This is a genomic window from Pseudomonas sp. RC10 (genome assembly GCF_038397775.1).
GTDB classification, from domain to species: domain Bacteria; phylum Pseudomonadota; class Gammaproteobacteria; order Pseudomonadales; family Pseudomonadaceae; genus Aquipseudomonas; species Aquipseudomonas bambusae.
Window position 1 is genome coordinate 1608268 of record NZ_CP151650.1, and the last position, 19297, is coordinate 1627564.

Here is a 19297-nt window from a genome sequence, read left to right on the forward strand (position 1 = left end):
AGGGTGGATCGCTCGTTCGATTCACCCTGACGCCCTGGCCCTTTGAGGGCAAAAATTCGAGTGAAGCGCTGCCATTCGTGTGATCGAGCGGAAGCGTGCGTGTTTCAAGGTTTGGAGCGTGTTATGGCTGGTCATTCCAAGTGGGCGAACATCAAGCACCGCAAAGAGCGTCAGGACGCCAAGAAAGGCAAGATTTTCACCAAGTGGATTCGTGAGCTGACCGTCGCTGCCCGTCAAGGTGGTGGTGATCCGGCATCGAATCCTCGCTTGCGTCTGGCTCAGGACAAGGCGCTGGGTGCGAACATGAGCCGCGACATCATTGATCGGGCGATCGCTCGCGGTGCGGGCGCTGCCGATGCCGACGACATGGTCGAGCTGGGTTATGAAGGCTACGGCCCCGGCGGTGTGGCGGTTATGGTCGAAACCATGACAGACAACCGCAATCGCACGGCAGCAGCGGTGCGTCATGCCTTCAGTAAGTGTGGCGGCAACTTGGGGACCGACGGTTCGGTGTCGTACCTGTTTGAACGCAAGGGACAGATTTCCTTCACGTCGGGCATCGACGAAGATGCGCTGATGGAAGCCGCGATGGAAGCCGACGCCGATGACGTCGTGACCCATGAAGACGGCTCCATTGATGTATTCACGTCATTTGCCGGCTTTTATGCCGTGCGAAACGCCCTTGAAGCGGCGGGGTTCAAGGCAGCAGACGCGGAGATCGTGATGCAGCCGACCACCAGCGCCGTGCTGGATCTTGAAATGGCGGAGAAGGTGCTCAAGCTGATCGATATGCTCGAAGACCTGGATGACGTTCAGAACGTCTATTCCAACGCAGAAATTCCGGACGACGTGATGGAGCAGCTTGGCTGATCTTCACATTGGCCGGGTCATGAGGCCGGAGGCACGAAGCGCTGACTCGATCATCGCTATCGGCCTCCGGCTTCTGCCTTTATGCTGCGTTCAAACGTACGCGTCACTTCTCAAGCTGCAGGCGTTATGACTCTTATTCTAGGTATCGACCCCGGTTCGCGAATCACCGGCTTCGGTGTGGTGCGCGACACTGGACGGGGATGCGAATACGTGGCCTCGGGCTGTATCCGTACGGGCAGCGGCTTGCTGCATGAACGGCTTCAGATCGTCTATCGTGGGGTGCGCGAGGTGATCCAGACCTATGGTCCCGTCACCATGGGTATCGAAAAGGTTTTTATGGCTCGCAATGCCGACTCCGCGCTCAAGCTCGGTCAGGCCCGAGGGGCCGCCATCGTTGCCGCCGCCGAAGAAACTCTGGAAATCGCCGAATATTCAGCCACGCAGGTCAAACAGGCCGTTGCCGGTACGGGTGGGGCGAACAAGGATCAGGTGATGATGATGGTCATGCACTTGTTGAAATTGACCAAAAAGCCACAGGTAGACGCTTCGGATGCCCTGGCGATCGCCTTGTGCCACGCTCACACTCGTTCCAGTCTGATCCCTCATGGCCTGAATACGGCACGGAGCCGGGGTGGCCGTCTGCGGCTTTGATGGCATCATTCACTTATAAATGTTCACTTGCAGCTCTTCTGAGTCCTGCAAAGATGGCGATCAGGGTTTCGCCCTGTTCCTCGCAGTGACCGGCTACTGGAAAGGATCTGATACGTGATTGGACGTTTGCGCGGTGCGTTGGTCGAGAAACAACCGCCGCATCTGGTACTCGATGTTGGGGGCGTGGGCTACGAGATCGAAGTCCCCATGACAACCCTTTATCGTCTGCCTCATGTGGGCGAAACGGTGACGCTGCACACTCACCTGGTCGTTCGTGAAGACGCCCACCTGCTGTTCGGCTTCTACGAGAAGCGTGATCGTGAGATGTTTCGGGAGTTGATCCGACTGAACGGGGTAGGTCCCAAGCTGGCGCTGGCGTTGATGTCGACACTGGAAGTCGATGAGTTGGTGCGATGTGTTCAGGCTCAGGACACGTCGGCGTTGACCCGTGTGCCGGGCGTCGGCAAAAAAACAGCGGAACGTCTGCTTGTCGAGCTCAAGGACCGTTTCAAGGCCTGGGATGCGTTGCCGGGCACGTTCGCGCTGGTGTCTGAAGGGCCGGGCGCGCCGTTGCAAGTCGCTACAGCAGAGTCGGACGCCATTAGCGCCTTGGTGTCGTTGGGCTATAAGCCTCAAGAAGCCAGCAAGGCAATTACCGCCATCAAAGACAAGAATTTGAGCAGTGAAGATCTGATTCGCCGCGCACTCAAGGGGATGTTGTAAGTGATCGAAGCCGACCGCCTGATCGCCGCCACCGGCCGCGACCGTGACGAGCAACTGGATCGCGCCATCCGGCCGCTGAGCCTGGCCGATTATATTGGTCAGCCCACCGTGCGCGAGCAAATGGAACTGTTCATCCAGGCCGCCCGTGGACGGAGCGAAGCGCTCGATCACACGCTGATCTTCGGTCCGCCGGGCCTGGGTAAAACCACGCTGGCCAACATCATCGCTCAGGAAATGGGTGTGTCCATCAAGAGCACGTCGGGGCCTGTGCTCGAACGGCCGGGTGATCTGGCGGCGATCCTCACCAATCTTGAACCCCACGACGTGCTGTTCATCGATGAAATCCACCGTCTGTCGCCCATCGTCGAGGAGGTTTTGTACCCCGCGATGGAAGACTTTCAACTGGACATCATGATTGGCGAAGGCCCGGCGGCGCGCTCGATCAAGCTCGACCTCCCGCCGTTCACCCTCGTGGGAGCCACCACCCGCGCGGGCATGCTGACCAATCCGCTGCGTGACCGCTTCGGCATCGTCCAGCGTCTTGAGTTCTATAGCACCGCAGACCTCGCGACCATCGTCTCCCGTTCGGCGGGCATCCTTGGCTTGCACATCGAAGACGAGGGGGCCTTCGAAATCGCCCGTCGCGCGCGGGGCACGCCTCGAATCGCGAACCGGTTGTTGCGCCGGGTGAGGGATTTTGCCGAAGTGCGCGCCAAAGGGGAGATCACCAAGGCCATCGCCGATCTCGCGCTGAACCTGCTGGACGTCGATGAGCGTGGCTTCGATCATCAGGACCGTCGCCTGTTATTGACCATGATCGAAAAGTTTGATGGTGGCCCGGTGGGCGTCGACAACCTCGCTGCCGCCATCAGCGAAGAAAGACACACCATCGAGGACGTGCTGGAGCCCTATTTGATCCAGCAAGGCTATATGATGCGCACACCTCGCGGTCGCATGGTCACGCGGCATGCGTACCTGCACTTCGGTCTGAACATCCCCTCCAGAATGGGGGAGCGCTCAGTCACGGATGAGTTGGCGGACGATACCGACGAATAAATGTGTGATTCACCGATTTATTCCGGGGTTTGGTGGTCAGACGGGCAGTCACGGCAATGTGCCTAGTGCCTGCCGATGAAAAACGATGAAAAACAGTTGCCTGGCCGGATTGGCAACCAAAGGAGTAAGCACTAGAGTATGCGCGCGCAAAACGGGGGTCAGTCGTTCGCACATCGCTGTCGCGTTTATTACGAAGACACCGATGCGGGCGGCATCGTCTACTACGTCAATTACCTGAAATTCATGGAGCGGGCTCGGACCGAGCGGCTGCGGGCATTGGGCTTTGCTCAATCCGCAATGGCCGGTGACGAGAACCTGTTGTTTGTCGTGCACTCCAGTGAGGCGCGTTATCACCAACCGGCTCGACTGGACGACGAACTCCTGGTCAGCGCCGAAGTGATCGAATTGAACCGAGCCAGCCTGCGCTTTCATCAGCATGTCAGGCGGGCCGCGGATGATGTGCTGCTCTGCGAAGGGCAGTTTTTAGTGGCGTGCGTACGCGCCGATAGTTTTAAACCCCGGGCCATTCCCGAAACTCTGCGCGCGGCCTTCGCCGGTCAGAGTGGCGCGGGAACACTTTCAGAGCAGGAGATACAGCGTGGAAGCTAACGTCGTCGACCATACCTCCATGTGGAGTTTGGTCAGCAATGCCAGCGTGGTCGTACAGTTGGTAATGCTGATCCTGGTGGCCGCATCGGTCACTTCGTGGATCATGATTTTTCAGCGTAGCTCGATGCTGCGCGCTGGGCGCCGTGCGCTGGACAGCTTCGAGGAGCGTTTCTGGTCGGGTATCGACCTGTCCAAGCTGTACCGTCAAGCGGGCAGCAACCCTGACCCGGATTCGGGCGTCGAGCAGATCTTCCGTGCCGGTTTTAAAGAATTCTCGCGCCTGCGTCAGCAGCCAGGTGTCGATCCCGATGCCGTGATGGAAGGGGTGGCCCGTGCCATGCGCGTTGCCATCTCCCGTGAAGAAGAAAAGCTTGAGCAGAGCCTGCCTTTCCTGGCGACCGTGGGTTCCACCAGCCCGTACGTCGGTCTGTTCGGGACCGTATGGGGGATCATGAACTCCTTCCGTGGTCTGGCCACTGCGCAACAGGCCACGCTGGCCACCGTTGCACCGGGTATCGCCGAAGCCCTGATCGCTACCGCCATCGGCCTGTTCGCGGCAATCCCTGCAGTAATCGCCTACAACCGTTTCGCCGCTCGTGGCGAGAACCTGATTGGCCGTTACTACACATTCGCCGACGAGTTCCAGGCCATCCTGCACCGTAAAGTGCACACCAGCGAAGACTAAGCAGGTATTTCCCAATGGCTTTAATCGCTCGCGGTCGACGCAGCAAACGCAAGCCGGTCGCCGAAATGAACGTGGTGCCTTACATCGACGTGATGTTGGTGCTGCTGGTCATTTTCATGGTGACGGCTCCAATGATTAACCAGGGCGTGAAAGTCGATCTGCCCAAGGTCTCCAGCGAGGCTTTGCCGCAGGACAACAACAATCAGGTCCTGACCATTTCGATCAAGGCTGACAAATCCTATTACTGGAACCTTGGCAGCGAAGTCGACACCGACAAGCAGATGGACAAGGCCATGACCTTGCCGCAACTGACCAGCGCCGTGACCAAAATCATCGCGGCAGGTCGTGAGGCCGGCAAGCAGACTCAGGTGTTCATTCGCGGTGACAAATCCGTCGACTATGGCTCTGTCATGGGCACGATGGGCGGGTTGCAGAAGGCCGGAGTCGGGAACGTTGGTCTGATTACCGAGGCGCCCTGATGCAGCCGATTCGAGAGCCGTCAGCCTCGGAAAGCTACTTCTGGCCCTCCGTCTGGGCTGTGGCACTGCACGTCCTGATTTTTGGTCTGTTGTTCGTGAGCTTTGCGATGACGCCGGAGCTGCCTGAGTCGAAACCTATCGTTCAGGCCACGCTGTATCAGCTCAAGTCGAAAAGTCAGGCGACGACCCAGACCAACCAGAAGCTTGCTGGCGAGGCAAAGAAATCCGCTGCGCGACAAACGGAAGTCGAGCAGATGGAGCAGAAAAAAGTTGAGCAAGAGGCGATAAAGGCGGCGGAACAAAAGAAAGCCGATGCCGCTCAAAAGGCCGAAGAGCAAAAGGCTGAGGAAGCGAAGAAAGCGGAAGACGCCAAAAAGGCCGACGACGCGAAGAAAGCTGAAGCTAAAAAAGCAGACGATGCGAAGAAAGCAGCAGAAGAGAAACAATTGGCTGATATAGCCAAGAAGAAAGCTGAAGACGACGCGAAGAAAAAAGCTGAGGAAGACGCCAAGCGCGCTGCCGCGGAAGAAGCCAAGAAACAGGCTGCCGAGGACGCGAAAAAGCAGGCGGCTGACGATGCGAAGAAAAAGGCTGCTGAAGACGCGAAGAAAAAAGCGGCTGAGGACGCCAAGAAGAAAGCTGCAGACGACGCCAAGAAGAAGGCACAGGACGCTGCCCGCAAATCGGCGGAAGACAAGAAGGCGCAAGCACTGGCCGACCTGCTCTCCGACAAGCCGGAACGCCAACAGGCCCTGGCCGATGAGAAGGGTGATGAAGTCGCTGGCAGCTTCGATGACTTGATTCGCTCGCGAGCTGCGGAAGGCTGGGCACGTCCCCCTTCAGCGCGCAAAGGCATGACAGTCGTGTTGCAGATCGCCATGTTGCCGGACGGTACGATCAGCTCCGTGACCGTGGCCAAGTCCAGCGGCGATGGTCCGTTCGACAGTTCGGCAGTAGCAGCGGTCAAGAACATTGGTCGTTTGACAGAGATGCAGGGGCTGAAACCTTCGGATTTCGCGCCTTACCGTTCATTCAAGATGACATTCACACCTGAGGATCTAGCCTTGTGATTAACCTTCTTCGAGGATTGCTTGTCGTTCTTTGTTGCGCAGCGGGTTTCGCCGCTGCCGACGAAAAGAACATTCTGGTCACAAGCGGCAGTGACCGCGCCACGCCGATTGCAATCGTGCCTTTCGGCCTGCAAGGCGGTAGCGTGCTGCCTGAAGACATGGCTCAGATCATCAGCAACGACATGCTGAATTCGGGCTATTACACGCCGATTCCAAAGGAAAACATGATCAGCCAGCCGAGTCAGGCCAGCGAAGTCATCTTCCGCGACTGGAAAGCGCTGGGTGCCCAGTACGTGATGGTCGGCAGCATTTCGCCTGCGGGCGGTCGTTTGCAGGTCCAGTACGCGTTGTTCAACGTAGCGACCGAGCAGCAAGTGCTGACCGGTAACGTTTCAGGTACGACCGATCAACTGCGCGACATGGCGCACTACATCGCCGACCAGTCGTTTGAAAAGCTGACTGGCATCAAAGGCGCGTTCTCGACTCGCATGCTGTACGTCACCGCTGAGCGTTTCGGTACGAACAACACCCGTTACACGCTGCAACGTTCGGACTACGACGGGGCTCGCGCAGTAACACTGCTGCAATCCCGTGAGCCGATCCTGTCCCCACGTTTCGCGCCGGATGGCAAGCGTATCGCCTACGTGTCGTTCGAGCAGAAGCGTCCGCGCATCTTCGTTCAGCACATCGACACGGGCCGTCGCGAGCAAATCACCAACTTCGAAGGCCTGAACGGCGCGCCGGCCTGGTCTCCGGACGGCAGCAAGCTGGCCATGGTCTTGTCGAAAGATGGCAACCCTGAGATTTATGTGATGAACCTGGCGTCGCGTCAGCTTTCGCGCGTCACGAATGATTCGTCCATCGATACCGAACCTTTCTTCGGTAAAGACGGCTCGACCCTTTATTTCACTTCCGATCGTGGCGGCAAACCACAGATCTATAAAACGAGCATTAATGGTGGCGGCGCTGAACGCGTCACTTTCATCGGTAACTACAACGCCAACCCTAAATTGTCGGCTGATGAAAAGACTCTGGTCATGATCCATCGTCAAGATGGCTTCACCAACTTCAAGGTAGCCGCTCAGGATTTGCAGCGCGGTAGCGTAAAAATCCTCACAGACAGCAACCTTGATGAGTCGCCTACTGTTGCGCCCAACGGCACCATGGTAATCTACGCCACCCGCCAGCAGGGCCGGGGAGTCTTGATGCTCGTGTCCATTAATGGACGCGTAAGGCTCCCGCTTCCTACCGCTCAAGGCGAAGTCAGAGAACCTTCCTGGTCCCCTTACCTGAACTGACGCGGCGCTTTACGTTTTACTTAACACACTGGGGTTCATTAGGAGTTTCACGATGGAAATGCTGAAGTTTGGTAAATTTGCTGCGCTGGCTCTGGCCATGGCTGTAGCTGTAGGTTGCTCGTCCAAAGGCGGCGACAATGCCGGTCAAGGCGCTGCTGTAGATCCAAACGCTGGTTACGGCGCTAACACTGGTGCTGTTGACGGCAGCCTGAGCGAAGAAGCTGCTCTGCGCGCAATCACCACTTTCTACTTCGAATACGACAGTTCTGACCTGAAACCAGAGGCCATGCGCGCTCTGGACGTTCACGCCAAGGACCTGAAAGCTAACGGCGCTCGCGTTGTTCTGGAAGGTAACACTGACGAACGCGGTACTCGCGAATACAACCTGGCACTGGGCGAGCGTCGTGCGAAAGCCGTTCAACGCTACCTGGTTCTGCAAGGCGTATCGCCAGCTCAGCTGGAACTGGTTTCCTACGGTGAAGAGCGTCCAGTTGCTACCGGCAACGACGAGCAATCCTGGGCTCAAAACCGTCGCGTCGAACTGCGTAAGTAATTTGACATGCGAACGTGCCGCCGTGCTTTAACCGTTTTGGCTCTCACCCTTCCTCTTGCAGCGATGGGTGCGGTTCCTGTGGTCGATGACAACTCTGGCTCTGCTGGCAGCAGTTATCCGCCATCGGGTTATGGTACGGCGGGCGCCTACGCCGGAGGTGGGGCTACGGCCCAGCCTTCGGCGCAAGGTCAGCTGTTCATGCAGCTGCAACAAATGCAGGATGAAATTTCGCGCTTGCGTGGAATCGTTGAAGTCCAGCAGAACGATATCCAGCAGATGAAGCAAGAAGCGCTGGATCGTTACAAGGACCTCGACTCTCGCATCGGAGCGGGTGGCGCACCTGCCGCACCTGCCAATAATTCAGCTTCCGACGGTGGCGTCAACGCCGGCGGAGCCCCTGTAGCACCTGCTGGCGGCGCATCTGCCGCACAGGCCCCTCAGACCAGTACAGAACCGGGTGACCCGGCGAAAGAAAAGCTCTACTACGACGCTGCTTTCGACCTGATCAAGGCCAAGGATTTCGACAAGGCCAGCCAAGCGTTCTCTGCTTTTTTGCGTAAATACCCAAATAGCCAATACGCGGGCAATGCCCAGTACTGGCTGGGTGAAGTAAATCTGGCCAAAGGCGATCTGCAAGGTGCCGGTCAGGCCTTCGCCAAAGTGAGTCAGTTGTACCCAAAGCACGCAAAGGTGCCTGATTCGTTGTACAAGCTCGCTGATGTGGAGCGCCGCCTGGGTCATACCGACAAGGTCAAAGGCATTCTGCAGCAGGTCGTTGCCCAGTACCCTGGGACATCGGCAGCACAGCTGGCTCAGCGCGATCTTCAACGCCTCTGACACCAAGTGATTGACCCTCGATTCAAGAAAGCCGCGCGTTGCGCGGCTTTTTTCGTTAGAATCTCGCACCCGAAATTCCGGTATTGATTACGCTTCTTTGGATTCTGCGAGCGCAGGGTGCACAGAAGTGCCTGACGGAGGCGGATGGCCTGTTTAGCCGTTACGCCCGTGGCCCCTATGCAAGACACATTACGCATCACCGAAGTTTTTTACTCGTTACAGGGTGAAACGCGCACAGCAGGCTTGCCTACCGTATTTGTGCGTCTCACCGGTTGCCCCCTGCGTTGCGGCTATTGCGACAGCGAATACGCGTTCACAGGCGGCACGATTCAGACCCTCGATTCGCTCATGGAGCAAGTCGCCAGCTACCGCCCGCGCTACGTCTGCGTGACCGGCGGCGAGCCTCTAGCCCAACCCAACGCCATTCCACTGCTTCAGCGGTTATGCGATGCCGGCTACGAAGTGTCGCTGGAGACCAGTGGCGCACTGGACATTTCCAAGGTTGACCCTCGCGTCAGCCGCGTGGTCGATCTGAAAACGCCAGGCTCGAAAGAAGTCGCGCGCAATCGCTATGAGAATATCGAACTCCTGACCCCGAACGACCAGATCAAGTTCGTCATCTGCTCGCGGGAAGACTACGACTGGGCGGTCTCAAAGATCATCCAGTACGGTCTGGACCGCCGAGCAGGGGAAGTGCTGTTTTCTCCGGTGCATCGCGATCTGAACGTTCGAGACCTCGCCGACTGGATCGTTGCCGACAACCTGCCGGTGCGCCTGCAGCTGCAGCTCCATAAAATCCTCTGGAACGATGAGCCGGGGCGCTGAGATGAGTGAGCACACAATGACTGAGAAACGCGCAGTAATCCTGCTGTCTGGCGGCCTGGACTCGGCCACCGTGGTCGCAATGGCGAAAGCCGACGGCTACACCTGCTACACCATGAGCTTCGACTATGGCCAGCGTCATCGTGCCGAGCTGCAAGCGGCAGAGCGTGTGGCGAAGGATCTGGGCGTGGTCGAGCACAAAGTGATCGGCCTGAACCTGAACGGCATCGGCGGCTCGGCTCTCACCGACAGCAGCATTGCCGTGCCTGAAACGCCTGGCGAAGGCATCCCCGTCACCTACGTTCCCGCGCGCAACACGGTCTTTCTGTCGTTGGCATTGGGCTGGGCCGAAGTCCTTGGCGCACGTGACATCTTCATTGGCGTCAACGCTGTCGATTACTCTGGCTATCCGGATTGCCGCCCCGAATTCGTCGAGTCCTTCGAGCGCATGGCCAACCTCGCGACCAAAGCGGGCGTAGAAGGGCAAGGTTTCACCATTCAAGCCCCGTTGCAGATGCTGAGCAAAGCCGACATCGTCAAGGCAGGCACGCGTCTGGGCGTCGATTACGGGCTGACGGTTTCCTGCTATCAAGCGGACGATCAAGGCCGCGCCTGCGGTAAATGCGACAGCTGCCGGCTGCGCTCAGAAGGCTTCGCAGCGGCCGGAATCACCGACCCGACGCGTTATTTTTAAATTTTTTAAAAAAGGGTGTTGAATTACTGAGAAAAATCAGTAATATACGCGCCACCACGAAGCGGGTCGTTAGCTCAGTTGGTAGAGCAGTTGGCTTTTAACCAATTGGTCGTAGGTTCGAATCCCACACGACCCACCATCTTCGAAACCCGAGAGGTCCACGAAAGTGTGAATTCTCGGGTTTTTTTTCGTCTGAAGCAAAGTGGGGCTAAGGTCTGGAGGCAGATTGAAGCATTCGCCGAGGTGCAGACATGCAGCCGTCTGAGGCGAACCTTAGTTTCGCGATGCCGTGATGTCAATATTGATCAGGTGGCTCACTTGGACGAACACGCAGCTCTTTGTCAACGAAAGTAGCCGTTTCGGGGCGAAAAAAGTGGTAATGCTGGGCTGGACGAGATGTTCCGAAAGCCCGGAGTAGAGGAGTTGAGGATGGGCTTGCCTGCACTTTTGCAGGTGCTGCGTCAGCGCCTGCAAATTTAGGATCTTTAGCTGACGCGTTTTTGCAATCACCAGCTATACGATTTGATCCCGACCCGAGTGACCATCAGCGTCAGCAGCAACGAATGCTCGGACATTTCACCTTCAGGTGATACCGTTGGTATTCCAAGCTCTTCCCACCAGGTCCCTGGTCCGTCCCACGTTAACTCATGGCTCAAACCCGTTCCGGCCGGTTGCAGCGCCTGTTCAAGGCTGTAGCGCTCCGAGTCGAGACTGGCAACATGCGTCAGTAGCTTTGAGCCTGCACTCTTCACCTCAATAGCGCTGAGCTCTTCAGGGCTTTCAAGAGTTGATAGCTGGTCCACGATCGCAAGTGCTGCAACAGGCTCAGGCAACTCGGCCACTGTAGCCACCGGTGGGAGGGTCGGTACAGGAGGCGGAGGAATGGGCACGTATTCGTCGACACGCCGCTCGAACGTTATTGCTCCCTGCTTCAGGCTTCTGTCATGGAGGACCGATCGCATGTGCTCGTAGTCCACCTCGATGTAGCTAAGCGTAGTGGCGATGTTCGAATGATTGAGCAGGCTCTTCGTCAGGTGAATGTTTCGCTCCGGCTGCCTCATCAGATCCGTAGCAAGGGTGTGACGGAAGCGATGTGGCGTCATGCGGATGCCAAGGTGTTGGGTGATCTTCTTGTACATTCCCTCGACCTGATCGGTATTCATGGTCACGGAGCGGTAATGCCTGGAAAACCGATTCACGTTGAACAATTGATCATCCGATCCGAACCCCAACGCCTCAGCGGCATCCAGTAAGCGTCGAATATGCGGCTCCAGCCCCGGCATGATAGGGATCGAAAACTGCCGATGGGTCTTTTCGGTATCAGCTTCGACCATGATCATTCGGCTGTCCCAGTCAATATCCTTGACGCGGATGCTCAGCAGCGCGTTGAGCCGGACGCCGGTGTAGTAGAACATCTCAAAGACGGCGAGCCAGAACCAGGCGGGGGTAATCCTGCTGCGTCTACCCGTCCGACGCTCTTCAGCCACCAGCGTTTTCAGCCATTCGCGAGCATGTCGGATGCCGTCACGTACGATGGTTTTACTAGGACGTCTCGGTGGGATCACCGCTGTTTTTCGAAAGGGGTTGATGGCGCTGTGTGCCAGCGTTCCCTGCTCGATGGCATAACCCCAAACCGTGCGCAGGTGGTTCGAATAGGTATTCCAGCTTTGTTTGGCGAGTCCCCGATCGAGCTCCTTGCGGCGCCATTCCAGGATCGCTCGGTGATTGATGGATTCAACGGTGCAGTCCTCTCCGAAATGCCTGAGCAACGCTCGGGTGGCAGACAGGTAGGTGCCCGCTGATGCCTGTCTTAGCACATGCGTAAAGATATAGTCCTTCGCGAGTTCCATCGGAGTGTTCATCAGACTTTCTCCGATACGGGCATTTCTACGCTAAGGCTGGGGTTGTCGAAAGGGACGTCGACAAAGACGGTGAGAGGGTCCTTAAGCAAATAGCCTTTCAGCTGTTTGGTGCTTCTGGGGCCCGTGACGGTGCACGTCCAAATGTTCAAGCTCTTCTCCGTTTTGAGGTGCAATTTTTGTTTTTCGAAGGCTCGTTGTACTAACTGCCAAGCGTTGACGTTTCGTGCTTTTGCCTGCGCTTCCAGAGCAGGAAACTCCTGCACGAAACGTTTGAAGATTCCCGGCGTGACCAGCATCGCGGTGCCAGCCACGGTGTGCACCAAAGCCTTGGTGTCATTGATGATGATTCGTCGGGAAGCGAGTCCTGTTCTGAGCCAGTCCACGAACCCTTGACCTATATCGACGGTCTGCATCGACGGCGCTTCATCGAGCTGTTCTGCAGATGCATCGGCGATTGCCGGATCGCCCGTGGCAGTGGCATCTTCTTGAATGGTCGATTCAGCTTTGGCCAGCAAAGCTGAGTCGTCCGGCGATGTGTTTGGCGTGTCTATGCCGTCGAGAAGGCCGAGCAAGGCGGCGATCTCCGCTGGATCAACGCAGGGTCCCGGCTGAGGTAGCTCTGAATGATTTGTCGAATCTGACGCATCCGTTTGGGGGGATTCATTCGAGGGTGTTGCCTGTTTCGATGGAAAGCTGACGTTCTCGTCCGTGGTTTCGGTCGCGGCAGCCGTTTCCACAGTCAGTGTTCCAACGTAAGCAGGAGGGCGATCGCCGGGGTCGTTCCAGATCAGCGCGGGTGAAAGCTTGAGCAGGGTGAGGGTGTTCTTCCAGCCTTTGCCATTGTCGATGGCCACCTTCCAGATCGCTTTGTCCTGAACATTGGTCTGGATGATCCCTTGATCTTGCAGCATGTTGAAGAATGGGGCGTTGGAGCTAGGCACACCCTCAATTCCCTGGGTGAGCAAATAGGCGCGGAGCTGGTCGGCGATCGGCTTGCTCACCAGCCATAACGCATCGTCCGTAAGCCAGCCGTCCGAGGGACCGTCGGGCTGGTTCAGCTTGAACCGGTCTCGCACCAGATGACGCAGACCATCTGCGAGTTGCCGCTGCAGCGACTGTTTGGGGGCTGCCAATGCGCGGGAAGGATTGCCGCCTAGCTCCTGCGCGACCGACGCCTGATCTGCGCGAATGACGATCTCGCCAAGAATGCCGGCTCTTTCGTACTGTCCGGCCAGAACGAAGATCAGGTGCGACCATGCCTCGCCGAACCCGGTGAGCCAGTCGAGGATGTCCGGCGACAGAATCTGCGTGTAGATGAGCGCTGCCGCCGCTCCATGCAAGTGGTAGTCACGACCCTTCACGTAGCGAAAGCGGTAGGGCGTTCTGAGCGGACCGTGCCACGGGTGCCAAGCGCTACCGTCTTGACGTTCAACCTGGATATCCGTGACGAGCTTCCCTATGTCATGCAGAAGCGCACCATAGGCGGCTGCGGCAGTCCACGCTTCCGCTTGTGCCGATTGAGACTCAGGTGGGGCCCCAATCGGCAGCAGGTACGACTGGCGAATCTTCAAGGCGTAAGCAACGATCTCCAGTCCGTGATCGAGCATCCCGCCAAGGTGCGCATGGTGATGGTTCTCCGACGCCGGAAGCTGCTGGACCAGATCGGCATAGCGGTGCAAAGGCTTGCGATACAACGTCTGGAATTGCTGCCGGGACAGCGATGCGCGCTGCCAGATGTTTTCCAACAGCGCCTGCCTGCGCGGTGACGCCAACAAGGCGTGACTGTCTTCCGACGGAACAAATCCATCGGCCGACAACGTGTGGTCAGGCGCTACCTTGTTTCGGCGAAATAGAGAAAACATGCCCAGCTCCAGAGAGTCGTTACGGGGCTGGCTTTTCCTCTATCCAAGGGGAGGAGTTCAACGGGAAATCATTACTCGCGTCGTCACCTATTTCGAGGGGCACTACCCAGTCAATCGAGTTTGGGGCGCTGCAAATGAGGGCGTATAGAGGATGTTTCCGGGTCTTCCGTACGGAATGTCCTACAGAGTGGGTGGGCTTAATTCCGCCTTTCCTACAGGCGCAAGGATGATTTCTGTAGCGATTCACGCCAAGTGTGTCGGATCGACAAGGGGGCCAGCCTTTTGCGAAGCAAGCCCTTTCAGGTAGGGCTTTTACCCTTGGCAAACCATTCCCTTCGCCTCGAAACCCTTTGCCGGTGGGCCTTTTAGTCGGTCACACCTCAGGCAGATGAAGCCTGGCTTCCATCGCGTCATGAAGGATTCGGACGATCTCGATTACATGATCATTTGCGACGCGGTAGAAGACGACGTGTCGAGGTTTTTGCACTAACCCATGCACTGTTGCAGCACGAGTTCGGGAGTAGATGAGGTGAAAACTTCGAAGGCCGGGCGCGATTTCATCCCGTATGCTGCTGCCAATTCTGGCCGGCGTTCGCGCGATATCTCCGATAGCGGCTTGTAGCAGTGCCTGGTAACGAAGCCTTGCGTCACTGCCGAACTGAACCTGCGAGTGCCTCAAAATATCCGTGATGTCAGATAACGCTGTCTGAGAAATGCGGTATCGCGGATTGCTCAATGCTTGTCTCCAACCGAGCCTGAGACCTGGTTGCCGATGTCGTCCAGCAGTCCGTCGAGCTCGTCGCCGCTTACCTCGACGAAGCGACCGTTCTCCAGATCCATTATCCCCAGCGATGTTGCCTGCCGAAGCGCCTCGAGCTTGGCGGCTTCTTCCGCCTCGCGTTTCTCCAGAAGCCGCAGGCCTTCGCGGAGCACTTCACTGGCGTTCTGGTACCGTCCTGAAAGGACCAAGTCATTCACAACCTTCTCAAGGTGGTCGGTGAGAACGACATTTCGGGTGGCCATGATGTGCTCCGCAGATAAGAGAGATCGGGTTGGCATAATATGCCATACGACTTGCGGGAGCGTCATTCTCGACGTATACATACCCTAAGTGCTTCCAAGGAAAGGAGATGAGGTTCTGATGGAAACGAAAACTTCCGTGAGCTTTGCTGAGCAGTTGGGGTTGAAGATTGGCTCTGTGGTGTTGTTTCTGCTCTTCGACAAAAACGCTACAGTCCGTTGGCTCAAACGAGCGGCGATTGCAGTGTTGCTGATGGCCACCGTATTCACCTTCAAGGTTGAGTTGGCTAAAGCCCTCATAACCCTAAGCGTTCTGGTCATGCTGGGCGCGCTGGTGGTGAGGTCTGGTATAGGGCAGCCAAGCCGCGACAGTGGCGCGGACTTTTCGCCCCATCCAAGCATTCCGAGGGATGGTCCAGATGGTTTCGGTTACTACGATGCATATGGGAATTTCTGCGGCTCCTCAAACCCTTTTGATGGGGATTGATGGGGTTGCGGCATCGGCACATTGGTCGGCGTGATCAGTCCTTACTGGCCACAGCCTTGACACCACTTTGTGCAAGCCCGCCTGCTCTTTCCCCGGAAGCCTTCACATCCCTTGTTCCGCTGGTAAGACCCTCTAATACCGATCCTGCGCTCAATCCGGCCCACCCCAGTGCGGTGACCCAAAATGCGGGCAAGATCAAGAACATTGCGCCCATCACAAAGTTGAGGATGGCGTCCTGAGTCGCGGTGTTCAGCCCCATCACCGGATCAAGACTCAAATGTGGCGAGCCCACCCCATACAGCGCCTCTAGGATGGTGGTATCGACCCACCGCGCCAGCTGGAACCAGAAGTCCACGAAGATTAGAGAGAAGAAGACCACTGTCATCGTCATGGCTGTTTTGAGCTGGTAGGCCCCTACGACCAAAACCATCGGCATGCTGACGACCATCGCCATCTTCAAGAATGCCATCACCATAGGAAGGGCCTGGCGCACCATGTCCATCGCGGGGAAGTAGCCGAGCGATCCCAGTGCGACACCCAAAGTGCCTCCCGCACGTGCCAATCCATTCCAGACGGTGCCGCCAACTTAGCCGCCGTAGTCTGAATACACGTCGCCTTGAACCTGCTTCGACGGTGAGGCAATCTCCCGTATCAGGGACTCCGTGACTTCGTCTCTGGATAACCATTTTGCCCAACCAAGGAAGCGCGTCGTCAGGTCAGGATCAATCTGCTCCTGAATCCTGTCTTTCAATCCGATCCCGCCATCCGCCCACCCTTGTCCCTCACCAGCGCTGGCAGGCTGCCGCCCAGCCCAAGACTGAGCCAACGCCCACCGTCGTGGTTGAGCGTGACCTGACGACTACGAACCTTCGCAGGGTCAATTCCAGCCAGAATGGCCCAACGGCGTATCCGCTCGTCATCGTCTTCGCCACCCACGAAATACAGGTCGAAAGCCTGCTTGTTCTTCTGCAAATCCTGGACGCGGGTGATGCATGCAGTGCAGTTTTCTTCGACGAACACAGCCAAACGCCCGTCGCTTTTTAGCATCGACCTGGCTGTGACCGGGGAAGACTGAGGGGAGGAGATCTGGATCACCTTCTCGTCGGGGTAGAGGCGAGCAAAGGCCTGGTCGTAGGCGCGCTGGTATGCCAGCTCCTTGTCGATGCGCCGGCGTTCGGCCTGGACCTGCAACTCTGCATACCGGCGACGGTCTTCTGCGGAACTAGCCTCGATACCGAGCGCCGTCAGCGGATCAAGCCCAGGTGAGTAAACGCCGCGTGGGCCTCGCATTATGTCTTTGTACCGGGTCCATTCTTGCGGGGTGAGGCCCCAGTCACCGGGTGTTCCTTGCTGGATGATGCCTTGGGCAGATTCTCTCTCGATGCTGCTGCGGGAAGCCGTGCCCGTGGACTCATTGGCTGTCGCTATACCCGGACTGAGCGCCCCGCTCAGCAGCGTGACGACAATAGGCGCCAACCTGAAACGAGGTGGAAATCGGCGGTGTTTTGCATACGTCATGACAACCTCCTAAGGCGCGAGCGCAATCGTGTGCGAAACACCAGCGATATCGAAGCGCGCAGACGTGCCCTCCAGCGCGCGGAGTTTCCATGCCGACGACATGACCGTGTCACCGGGACGAACCAAATCGACTTGGCTCAACTGCGTGCTGCCGGAAGGGGCTACGGCCAAGAACTCTTGGCCTCCGCGATACTCGATTCCGATCACCTCAAATGGTGGAGAGGAGGGTTTAGGTTTGACTCGAGTGCGCTCAGTGCGCGCCGCGCGGGGCGATGCAGCGACAGGGTTAAGCTGAACGCTTTTGAGCTCGATTAGCACAGCGTTCATGTTCTCCACACTGGCTTTGAGCAGCATCAGGTCTTCAACTGAGGCAGCGTTCTGCCTCAGTTTCTCCACTGATTCCATCGCCTGCTTTGCCAAGTCGTGAGCGGCGTCCAGGCGGTTTGATAATGCGTGTTGTGCGGCTCGGAAATCCTTATCGCTTACTGGTTCTTTCCCATCGGCTGCCATCAGCTTTTCGTCGACCTGTTCCAGCTTGGACAGGACGGTATCGAGCGAGCCTTGATCGGCGGATTGACCGACGCGATCTTGCAGCAGTGAGATTTGGATGTGTTGGTAGGTGAGCATGCCGGCTGTTACCAGTAGGCAGAAGCCGAGCGTCAGTTTTGTCCGGGTAGGGAATGAAAGCTTCATAGTCGTCCTCGCGCGAAAGCGAGGACAGGCTCTCAAATCAGCGCCAGTTGGGCCGTAAGAAATGCGTTTCAGGGCAACCGGGAATTTTTCTCAGTAACTCGGGTGCACAACATGGCACGGTGCCGGACTGCTGATCCCAGTGCCAATAGTCACCATCCTTCCGGTAACGGCGGGTATTTCTTCCATATGCGCAATATGAATGGCTGACTCCAATGATTGGCCCCTGAACGCTCCATCGCCTCAGGCTCAGGTACGCCTTGAGCGATCAGTGCTTGTGCAACACGTACATGCCGCAGCAACCGCTGACCATCTGACATGATCAGCAGGCCAACCAGAATCGTGACGGAACTGCCGACAAACCAGATGAGTTTTCCTGACATGATCCGCTTGCTCCCAATGAATTCCGCCGAGATAGCGGACCGAGTGCAATCATGTTCAGCTCGTTGGCCAGTTGCATTGAAAAAATAGTTGCTGGCCTGGGTTTGGTTTTGCGGCGATAGTTTGATCCACGCCTCGTAACTCACCAAGAATCAGCATCGTCCGCTAGCTAGGACTGCGTTAGTGTTTAGCTTGGAAAGCTGATTTCTCGTACCAAATGCAACGACTGCTTTCGACCCATAGCAGACGCTCAGTAACGCCATCAAGCGGGGAGTCGCATGTGTTCACCCTGCCTTCGTCAGCCTTTATTCCAGGTGATGGTTCTCTCAAGCGAGAGAGTGTTGCGTCTGGCGTTGCGTCAGAACTCACCGACAAGCCTGCTGGTTCATCCTCTTTCTGATCGGGCTGAAGCCTGTTTGGCAATTGCCAGCGGCTCCAGAGGGATATGGATCTGGATCAGCGCCACCAGTTGGCTGATCTGATAGACGCAGTCGGTCATGACATGCAGGCTGTTGTAATCGCCACTGATGACGGCGCGATCCATCAATCTTTTGGCCTGAGCTGAAAACGCCATCAAAGCATGTGTTCGTTGGGTGATCTGATCGATGCAAGCTGCGAAACTCAATTCGTACCAGCGATCGTCCTGATTCAGCCTCAGCGCGTTGACGATCTGCCGTTGCAGTTGCATCGCGCCGCCCATGTCGCGAATCCGCTCATCGAGAAATGCCGAGCAATGCTCGGTGGCAACCCCGATGCGATGGAACAACTCCCGGACGTCGACAAAGCTCACATTGCGCAGCCTGATTTCCAGGCTGTGGACGTACTGGTGCAACTGGACGGTGGTCGTCAGGTGTTGCTGTAGCAACTCCAGCAGTGCGATACGTTCGCATGTCTGGGTCGAACTCAGCGTGGCATGTCGGGTGGCCACAAGACCGAGAGAGTCGCTTGGATGGCGTGTGTTCCAACTGTCCATGACGAATGGCCCTCGCAATCGATGTGAGCGTTGATCGAAATCTGGCGTGGGGAAAACGATAAGCCAGTTTGCCTCGGGGCTCACTCCTACCTGAATACAGCTCAGCTATACCTTGGTGTGAAAGGATCGGTGCCCAGCCTGCACGACGTTCGTATCT

General features: G+C 57.1%; 22 protein-coding genes, 1 tRNA gene and 1 pseudogene. 15 read left to right on the plus strand and 9 right to left on the minus strand.

Going from position 1 to position 19297, the window contains the following annotated elements:
* The first annotated feature begins 123 nt into the window (after window positions 1–123).
* The 14 genes from AAEO81_RS07240 (at window position 124) to AAEO81_RS07305 (ending at window position 10486) form a co-directional block, all read left to right on the plus strand.
* Window positions 124–870, plus strand: a complete 747-nt coding sequence (locus AAEO81_RS07240; RefSeq protein WP_341962541.1) for a YebC/PmpR family DNA-binding transcriptional regulator — start codon at window positions 124–126, stop codon at window positions 868–870.
* A 126-nt stretch (window positions 871–996) separates the two neighbouring features.
* The gene (gene ruvC / locus AAEO81_RS07245; protein ID WP_166596260.1) at window positions 997–1521 is read left to right on the plus strand and encodes a crossover junction endodeoxyribonuclease RuvC; all 525 of its coding nucleotides are present in this window, start codon (window positions 997–999) and stop codon (window positions 1519–1521) included.
* Between the two features lie 114 nt (window positions 1522–1635).
* A complete protein-coding gene (gene ruvA / locus AAEO81_RS07250) occupies window positions 1636–2244 on the plus strand; it encodes a Holliday junction branch migration protein RuvA (protein ID WP_166596261.1) in 609 nt (202 codons plus the stop codon).
* Complete coding sequence (ruvB, locus tag AAEO81_RS07255) at window positions 2245–3300, plus strand: Holliday junction branch migration DNA helicase RuvB (RefSeq protein ID WP_166596262.1); 1056 nt, start codon at window positions 2245–2247, stop codon at window positions 3298–3300. It abuts the gene before it with no gap.
* Window positions 3301–3438: 138 nt separating this feature from the next.
* Window positions 3439–3909 (plus strand): tol-pal system-associated acyl-CoA thioesterase, encoded by a 471-nt coding sequence (gene ybgC, locus AAEO81_RS07260; protein WP_341962545.1) that lies wholly within the window; start codon window positions 3439–3441, stop codon window positions 3907–3909.
* Window positions 3899–4594, plus strand: a complete 696-nt coding sequence (gene tolQ / locus AAEO81_RS07265; protein ID WP_110947339.1) for a protein TolQ — start codon at window positions 3899–3901, stop codon at window positions 4592–4594. The genes ybgC and tolQ overlap by 11 nt, the downstream gene beginning before the upstream one ends.
* A gap of 23 nt (window positions 4595–4617) precedes the next feature.
* The gene (gene tolR, locus AAEO81_RS07270; RefSeq protein ID WP_178115736.1) at window positions 4618–5073 is read left to right on the plus strand and encodes a protein TolR; all 456 of its coding nucleotides are present in this window, start codon (window positions 4618–4620) and stop codon (window positions 5071–5073) included.
* A complete protein-coding gene (tolA, locus tag AAEO81_RS07275; RefSeq protein WP_341962548.1) occupies window positions 5073–6143 on the plus strand; it encodes a cell envelope integrity protein TolA in 1071 nt (356 codons plus the stop codon). The genes tolR and tolA overlap by 1 nt, the downstream gene beginning before the upstream one ends.
* Entirely contained in the window at window positions 6140–7441 is a 1302-nt protein-coding gene (tolB, locus tag AAEO81_RS07280; RefSeq protein WP_166596266.1) for a Tol-Pal system beta propeller repeat protein TolB, read from the plus strand. The genes tolA and tolB overlap by 4 nt, the downstream gene beginning before the upstream one ends.
* 52 nt (window positions 7442–7493) lie before the next feature.
* Window positions 7494–7994 (plus strand): peptidoglycan-associated lipoprotein Pal, encoded by a 501-nt coding sequence (pal, locus tag AAEO81_RS07285; RefSeq protein ID WP_074752666.1) that lies wholly within the window; start codon window positions 7494–7496, stop codon window positions 7992–7994.
* A 6-nt stretch (window positions 7995–8000) separates the two neighbouring features.
* On the plus strand, window positions 8001–8831 hold the full coding sequence (gene ybgF / locus AAEO81_RS07290; RefSeq protein WP_341962550.1) for a tol-pal system protein YbgF: 831 nt from the start codon (window positions 8001–8003) through the stop codon (window positions 8829–8831).
* A 177-nt stretch (window positions 8832–9008) separates the two neighbouring features.
* Entirely contained in the window at window positions 9009–9656 is a 648-nt protein-coding gene (gene queE / locus AAEO81_RS07295; protein ID WP_108120958.1) for a 7-carboxy-7-deazaguanine synthase QueE, read from the plus strand.
* Between the two features lie 16 nt (window positions 9657–9672).
* Window positions 9673–10347 carry a 7-cyano-7-deazaguanine synthase QueC gene (queC, locus tag AAEO81_RS07300; RefSeq protein ID WP_341962552.1) on the plus strand — a complete coding sequence of 225 codons (675 nt, stop codon included), beginning with the start codon at window positions 9673–9675 and terminating at the stop codon, window positions 10345–10347.
* Window positions 10348–10410: 63 nt separating this feature from the next.
* Window positions 10411–10486, plus strand: a tRNA-Lys gene (locus AAEO81_RS07305).
* Between the two features lie 367 nt (window positions 10487–10853).
* Here the strand turns inward: AAEO81_RS07305 and AAEO81_RS07310 are convergent.
* The 4 genes from AAEO81_RS07310 to AAEO81_RS07325 form a co-directional block, all read right to left on the minus strand.
* Complete coding sequence (locus AAEO81_RS07310; RefSeq protein ID WP_341962554.1) at window positions 10854–12209, minus strand: site-specific integrase; 1356 nt, start codon at window positions 12207–12209, stop codon at window positions 10854–10856.
* Window positions 12209–14071: a MobH family relaxase gene (gene mobH / locus AAEO81_RS07315; protein ID WP_341962556.1), complete on the minus strand. Its 1863-nt coding sequence runs from the start codon at window positions 14069–14071 to the stop codon at window positions 12209–12211. The genes AAEO81_RS07310 and mobH overlap by 1 nt, the downstream gene beginning before the upstream one ends.
* A 373-nt stretch (window positions 14072–14444) precedes the next feature.
* Window positions 14445–14807 (minus strand): type II toxin-antitoxin system RelE/ParE family toxin, encoded by a 363-nt coding sequence (locus tag AAEO81_RS07320; protein WP_341962558.1) that lies wholly within the window; start codon window positions 14805–14807, stop codon window positions 14445–14447.
* Window positions 14804–15094: a type II toxin-antitoxin system ParD family antitoxin gene (locus AAEO81_RS07325; protein ID WP_341962560.1), complete on the minus strand. Its 291-nt coding sequence runs from the start codon at window positions 15092–15094 to the stop codon at window positions 14804–14806. Before AAEO81_RS07325 ends, AAEO81_RS07320 begins: the two co-directional genes overlap by 4 nt.
* Window positions 15095–15212: 118 nt before the next feature.
* Between AAEO81_RS07325 and AAEO81_RS07330 the strand changes: the two genes are divergently transcribed.
* Window positions 15213–15578 (plus strand): hypothetical protein, encoded by a 366-nt coding sequence (locus AAEO81_RS07330; RefSeq protein WP_341962562.1) that lies wholly within the window; start codon window positions 15213–15215, stop codon window positions 15576–15578.
* A gap of 34 nt (window positions 15579–15612) precedes the next feature.
* Here AAEO81_RS07330 and AAEO81_RS07335 read toward each other — a convergent pair.
* The 5 genes and pseudogenes from AAEO81_RS07335 to AAEO81_RS07355 form a co-directional block, all read right to left on the minus strand.
* Window positions 15613–16356: pseudogene (locus tag AAEO81_RS07335) on the minus strand (conjugal transfer protein TraG N-terminal domain-containing protein); the annotation flags it as partial.
* Window positions 16326–17096, minus strand: a complete 771-nt coding sequence (locus AAEO81_RS07340; protein ID WP_341962564.1) for a TIGR03759 family integrating conjugative element protein — start codon at window positions 17094–17096, stop codon at window positions 16326–16328. The pseudogene AAEO81_RS07335 and the gene AAEO81_RS07340, both read right to left, overlap by 31 nt.
* Window positions 17097–17105: 9 nt before the next feature.
* Entirely contained in the window at window positions 17106–17789 is a 684-nt protein-coding gene (locus tag AAEO81_RS07345) for a methyl-accepting chemotaxis protein (protein WP_341962565.1), read from the minus strand.
* 149 nt (window positions 17790–17938) lie between these two features.
* Complete coding sequence (locus AAEO81_RS07350) at window positions 17939–18316, minus strand: hypothetical protein (protein ID WP_341962567.1); 378 nt, start codon at window positions 18314–18316, stop codon at window positions 17939–17941.
* A 236-nt stretch (window positions 18317–18552) separates the two neighbouring features.
* Window positions 18553–19140, minus strand: a complete 588-nt coding sequence (locus tag AAEO81_RS07355; RefSeq protein ID WP_341962568.1) for a hypothetical protein — start codon at window positions 19138–19140, stop codon at window positions 18553–18555.
* Window positions 19141–19297 lie beyond the last annotated feature (157 nt).

Excerpts from the sequence above, each read along its gene's own strand:
- ruvC (WP_166596260.1), top strand. The coding sequence starts at position 997 with ATGACTCTTATTCTAGGTATCGACCCCGGTTCGCGAATCACCGGCTTC.
- AAEO81_RS07310 (WP_341962554.1), bottom strand. The coding sequence starts at position 12,209 with ATGAACACTCCGATGGAACTCGCGAAGGACTATATCTTTACGCATGTG.
- AAEO81_RS07355 (WP_341962568.1), bottom strand. The coding sequence starts at position 19,140 with ATGGACAGTTGGAACACACGCCATCCAAGCGACTCTCTCGGTCTTGTG.
- queE (WP_108120958.1), top strand. The coding sequence starts at position 9,009 with ATGCAAGACACATTACGCATCACCGAAGTTTTTTACTCGTTACAGGGT.
- ybgC (WP_341962545.1), top strand. The coding sequence starts at position 3,439 with ATGCGCGCGCAAAACGGGGGTCAGTCGTTCGCACATCGCTGTCGCGTT.
- AAEO81_RS07345 (WP_341962565.1), bottom strand. The coding sequence starts at position 17,789 with ATGAAGCTTTCATTCCCTACCCGGACAAAACTGACGCTCGGCTTCTGC.
- AAEO81_RS07325 (WP_341962560.1), bottom strand. The coding sequence starts at position 15,094 with ATGGCCACCCGAAATGTCGTTCTCACCGACCACCTTGAGAAGGTTGTG.
- queC (WP_341962552.1), top strand. The coding sequence starts at position 9,673 with ATGACTGAGAAACGCGCAGTAATCCTGCTGTCTGGCGGCCTGGACTCG.
- ybgF (WP_341962550.1), top strand. The coding sequence starts at position 8,001 with ATGCGAACGTGCCGCCGTGCTTTAACCGTTTTGGCTCTCACCCTTCCT.
- AAEO81_RS07330 (WP_341962562.1), top strand. The coding sequence starts at position 15,213 with ATGGAAACGAAAACTTCCGTGAGCTTTGCTGAGCAGTTGGGGTTGAAG.
- AAEO81_RS07340 (WP_341962564.1), bottom strand. The coding sequence starts at position 17,096 with ATGACGTATGCAAAACACCGCCGATTTCCACCTCGTTTCAGGTTGGCG.
- tolA (WP_341962548.1), top strand. The coding sequence starts at position 5,073 with ATGCAGCCGATTCGAGAGCCGTCAGCCTCGGAAAGCTACTTCTGGCCC.
- mobH (WP_341962556.1), bottom strand. The coding sequence starts at position 14,071 with ATGTTTTCTCTATTTCGCCGAAACAAGGTAGCGCCTGACCACACGTTG.
- pal (WP_074752666.1), top strand. The coding sequence starts at position 7,494 with ATGGAAATGCTGAAGTTTGGTAAATTTGCTGCGCTGGCTCTGGCCATG.
- AAEO81_RS07240 (WP_341962541.1), top strand. The coding sequence starts at position 124 with ATGGCTGGTCATTCCAAGTGGGCGAACATCAAGCACCGCAAAGAGCGT.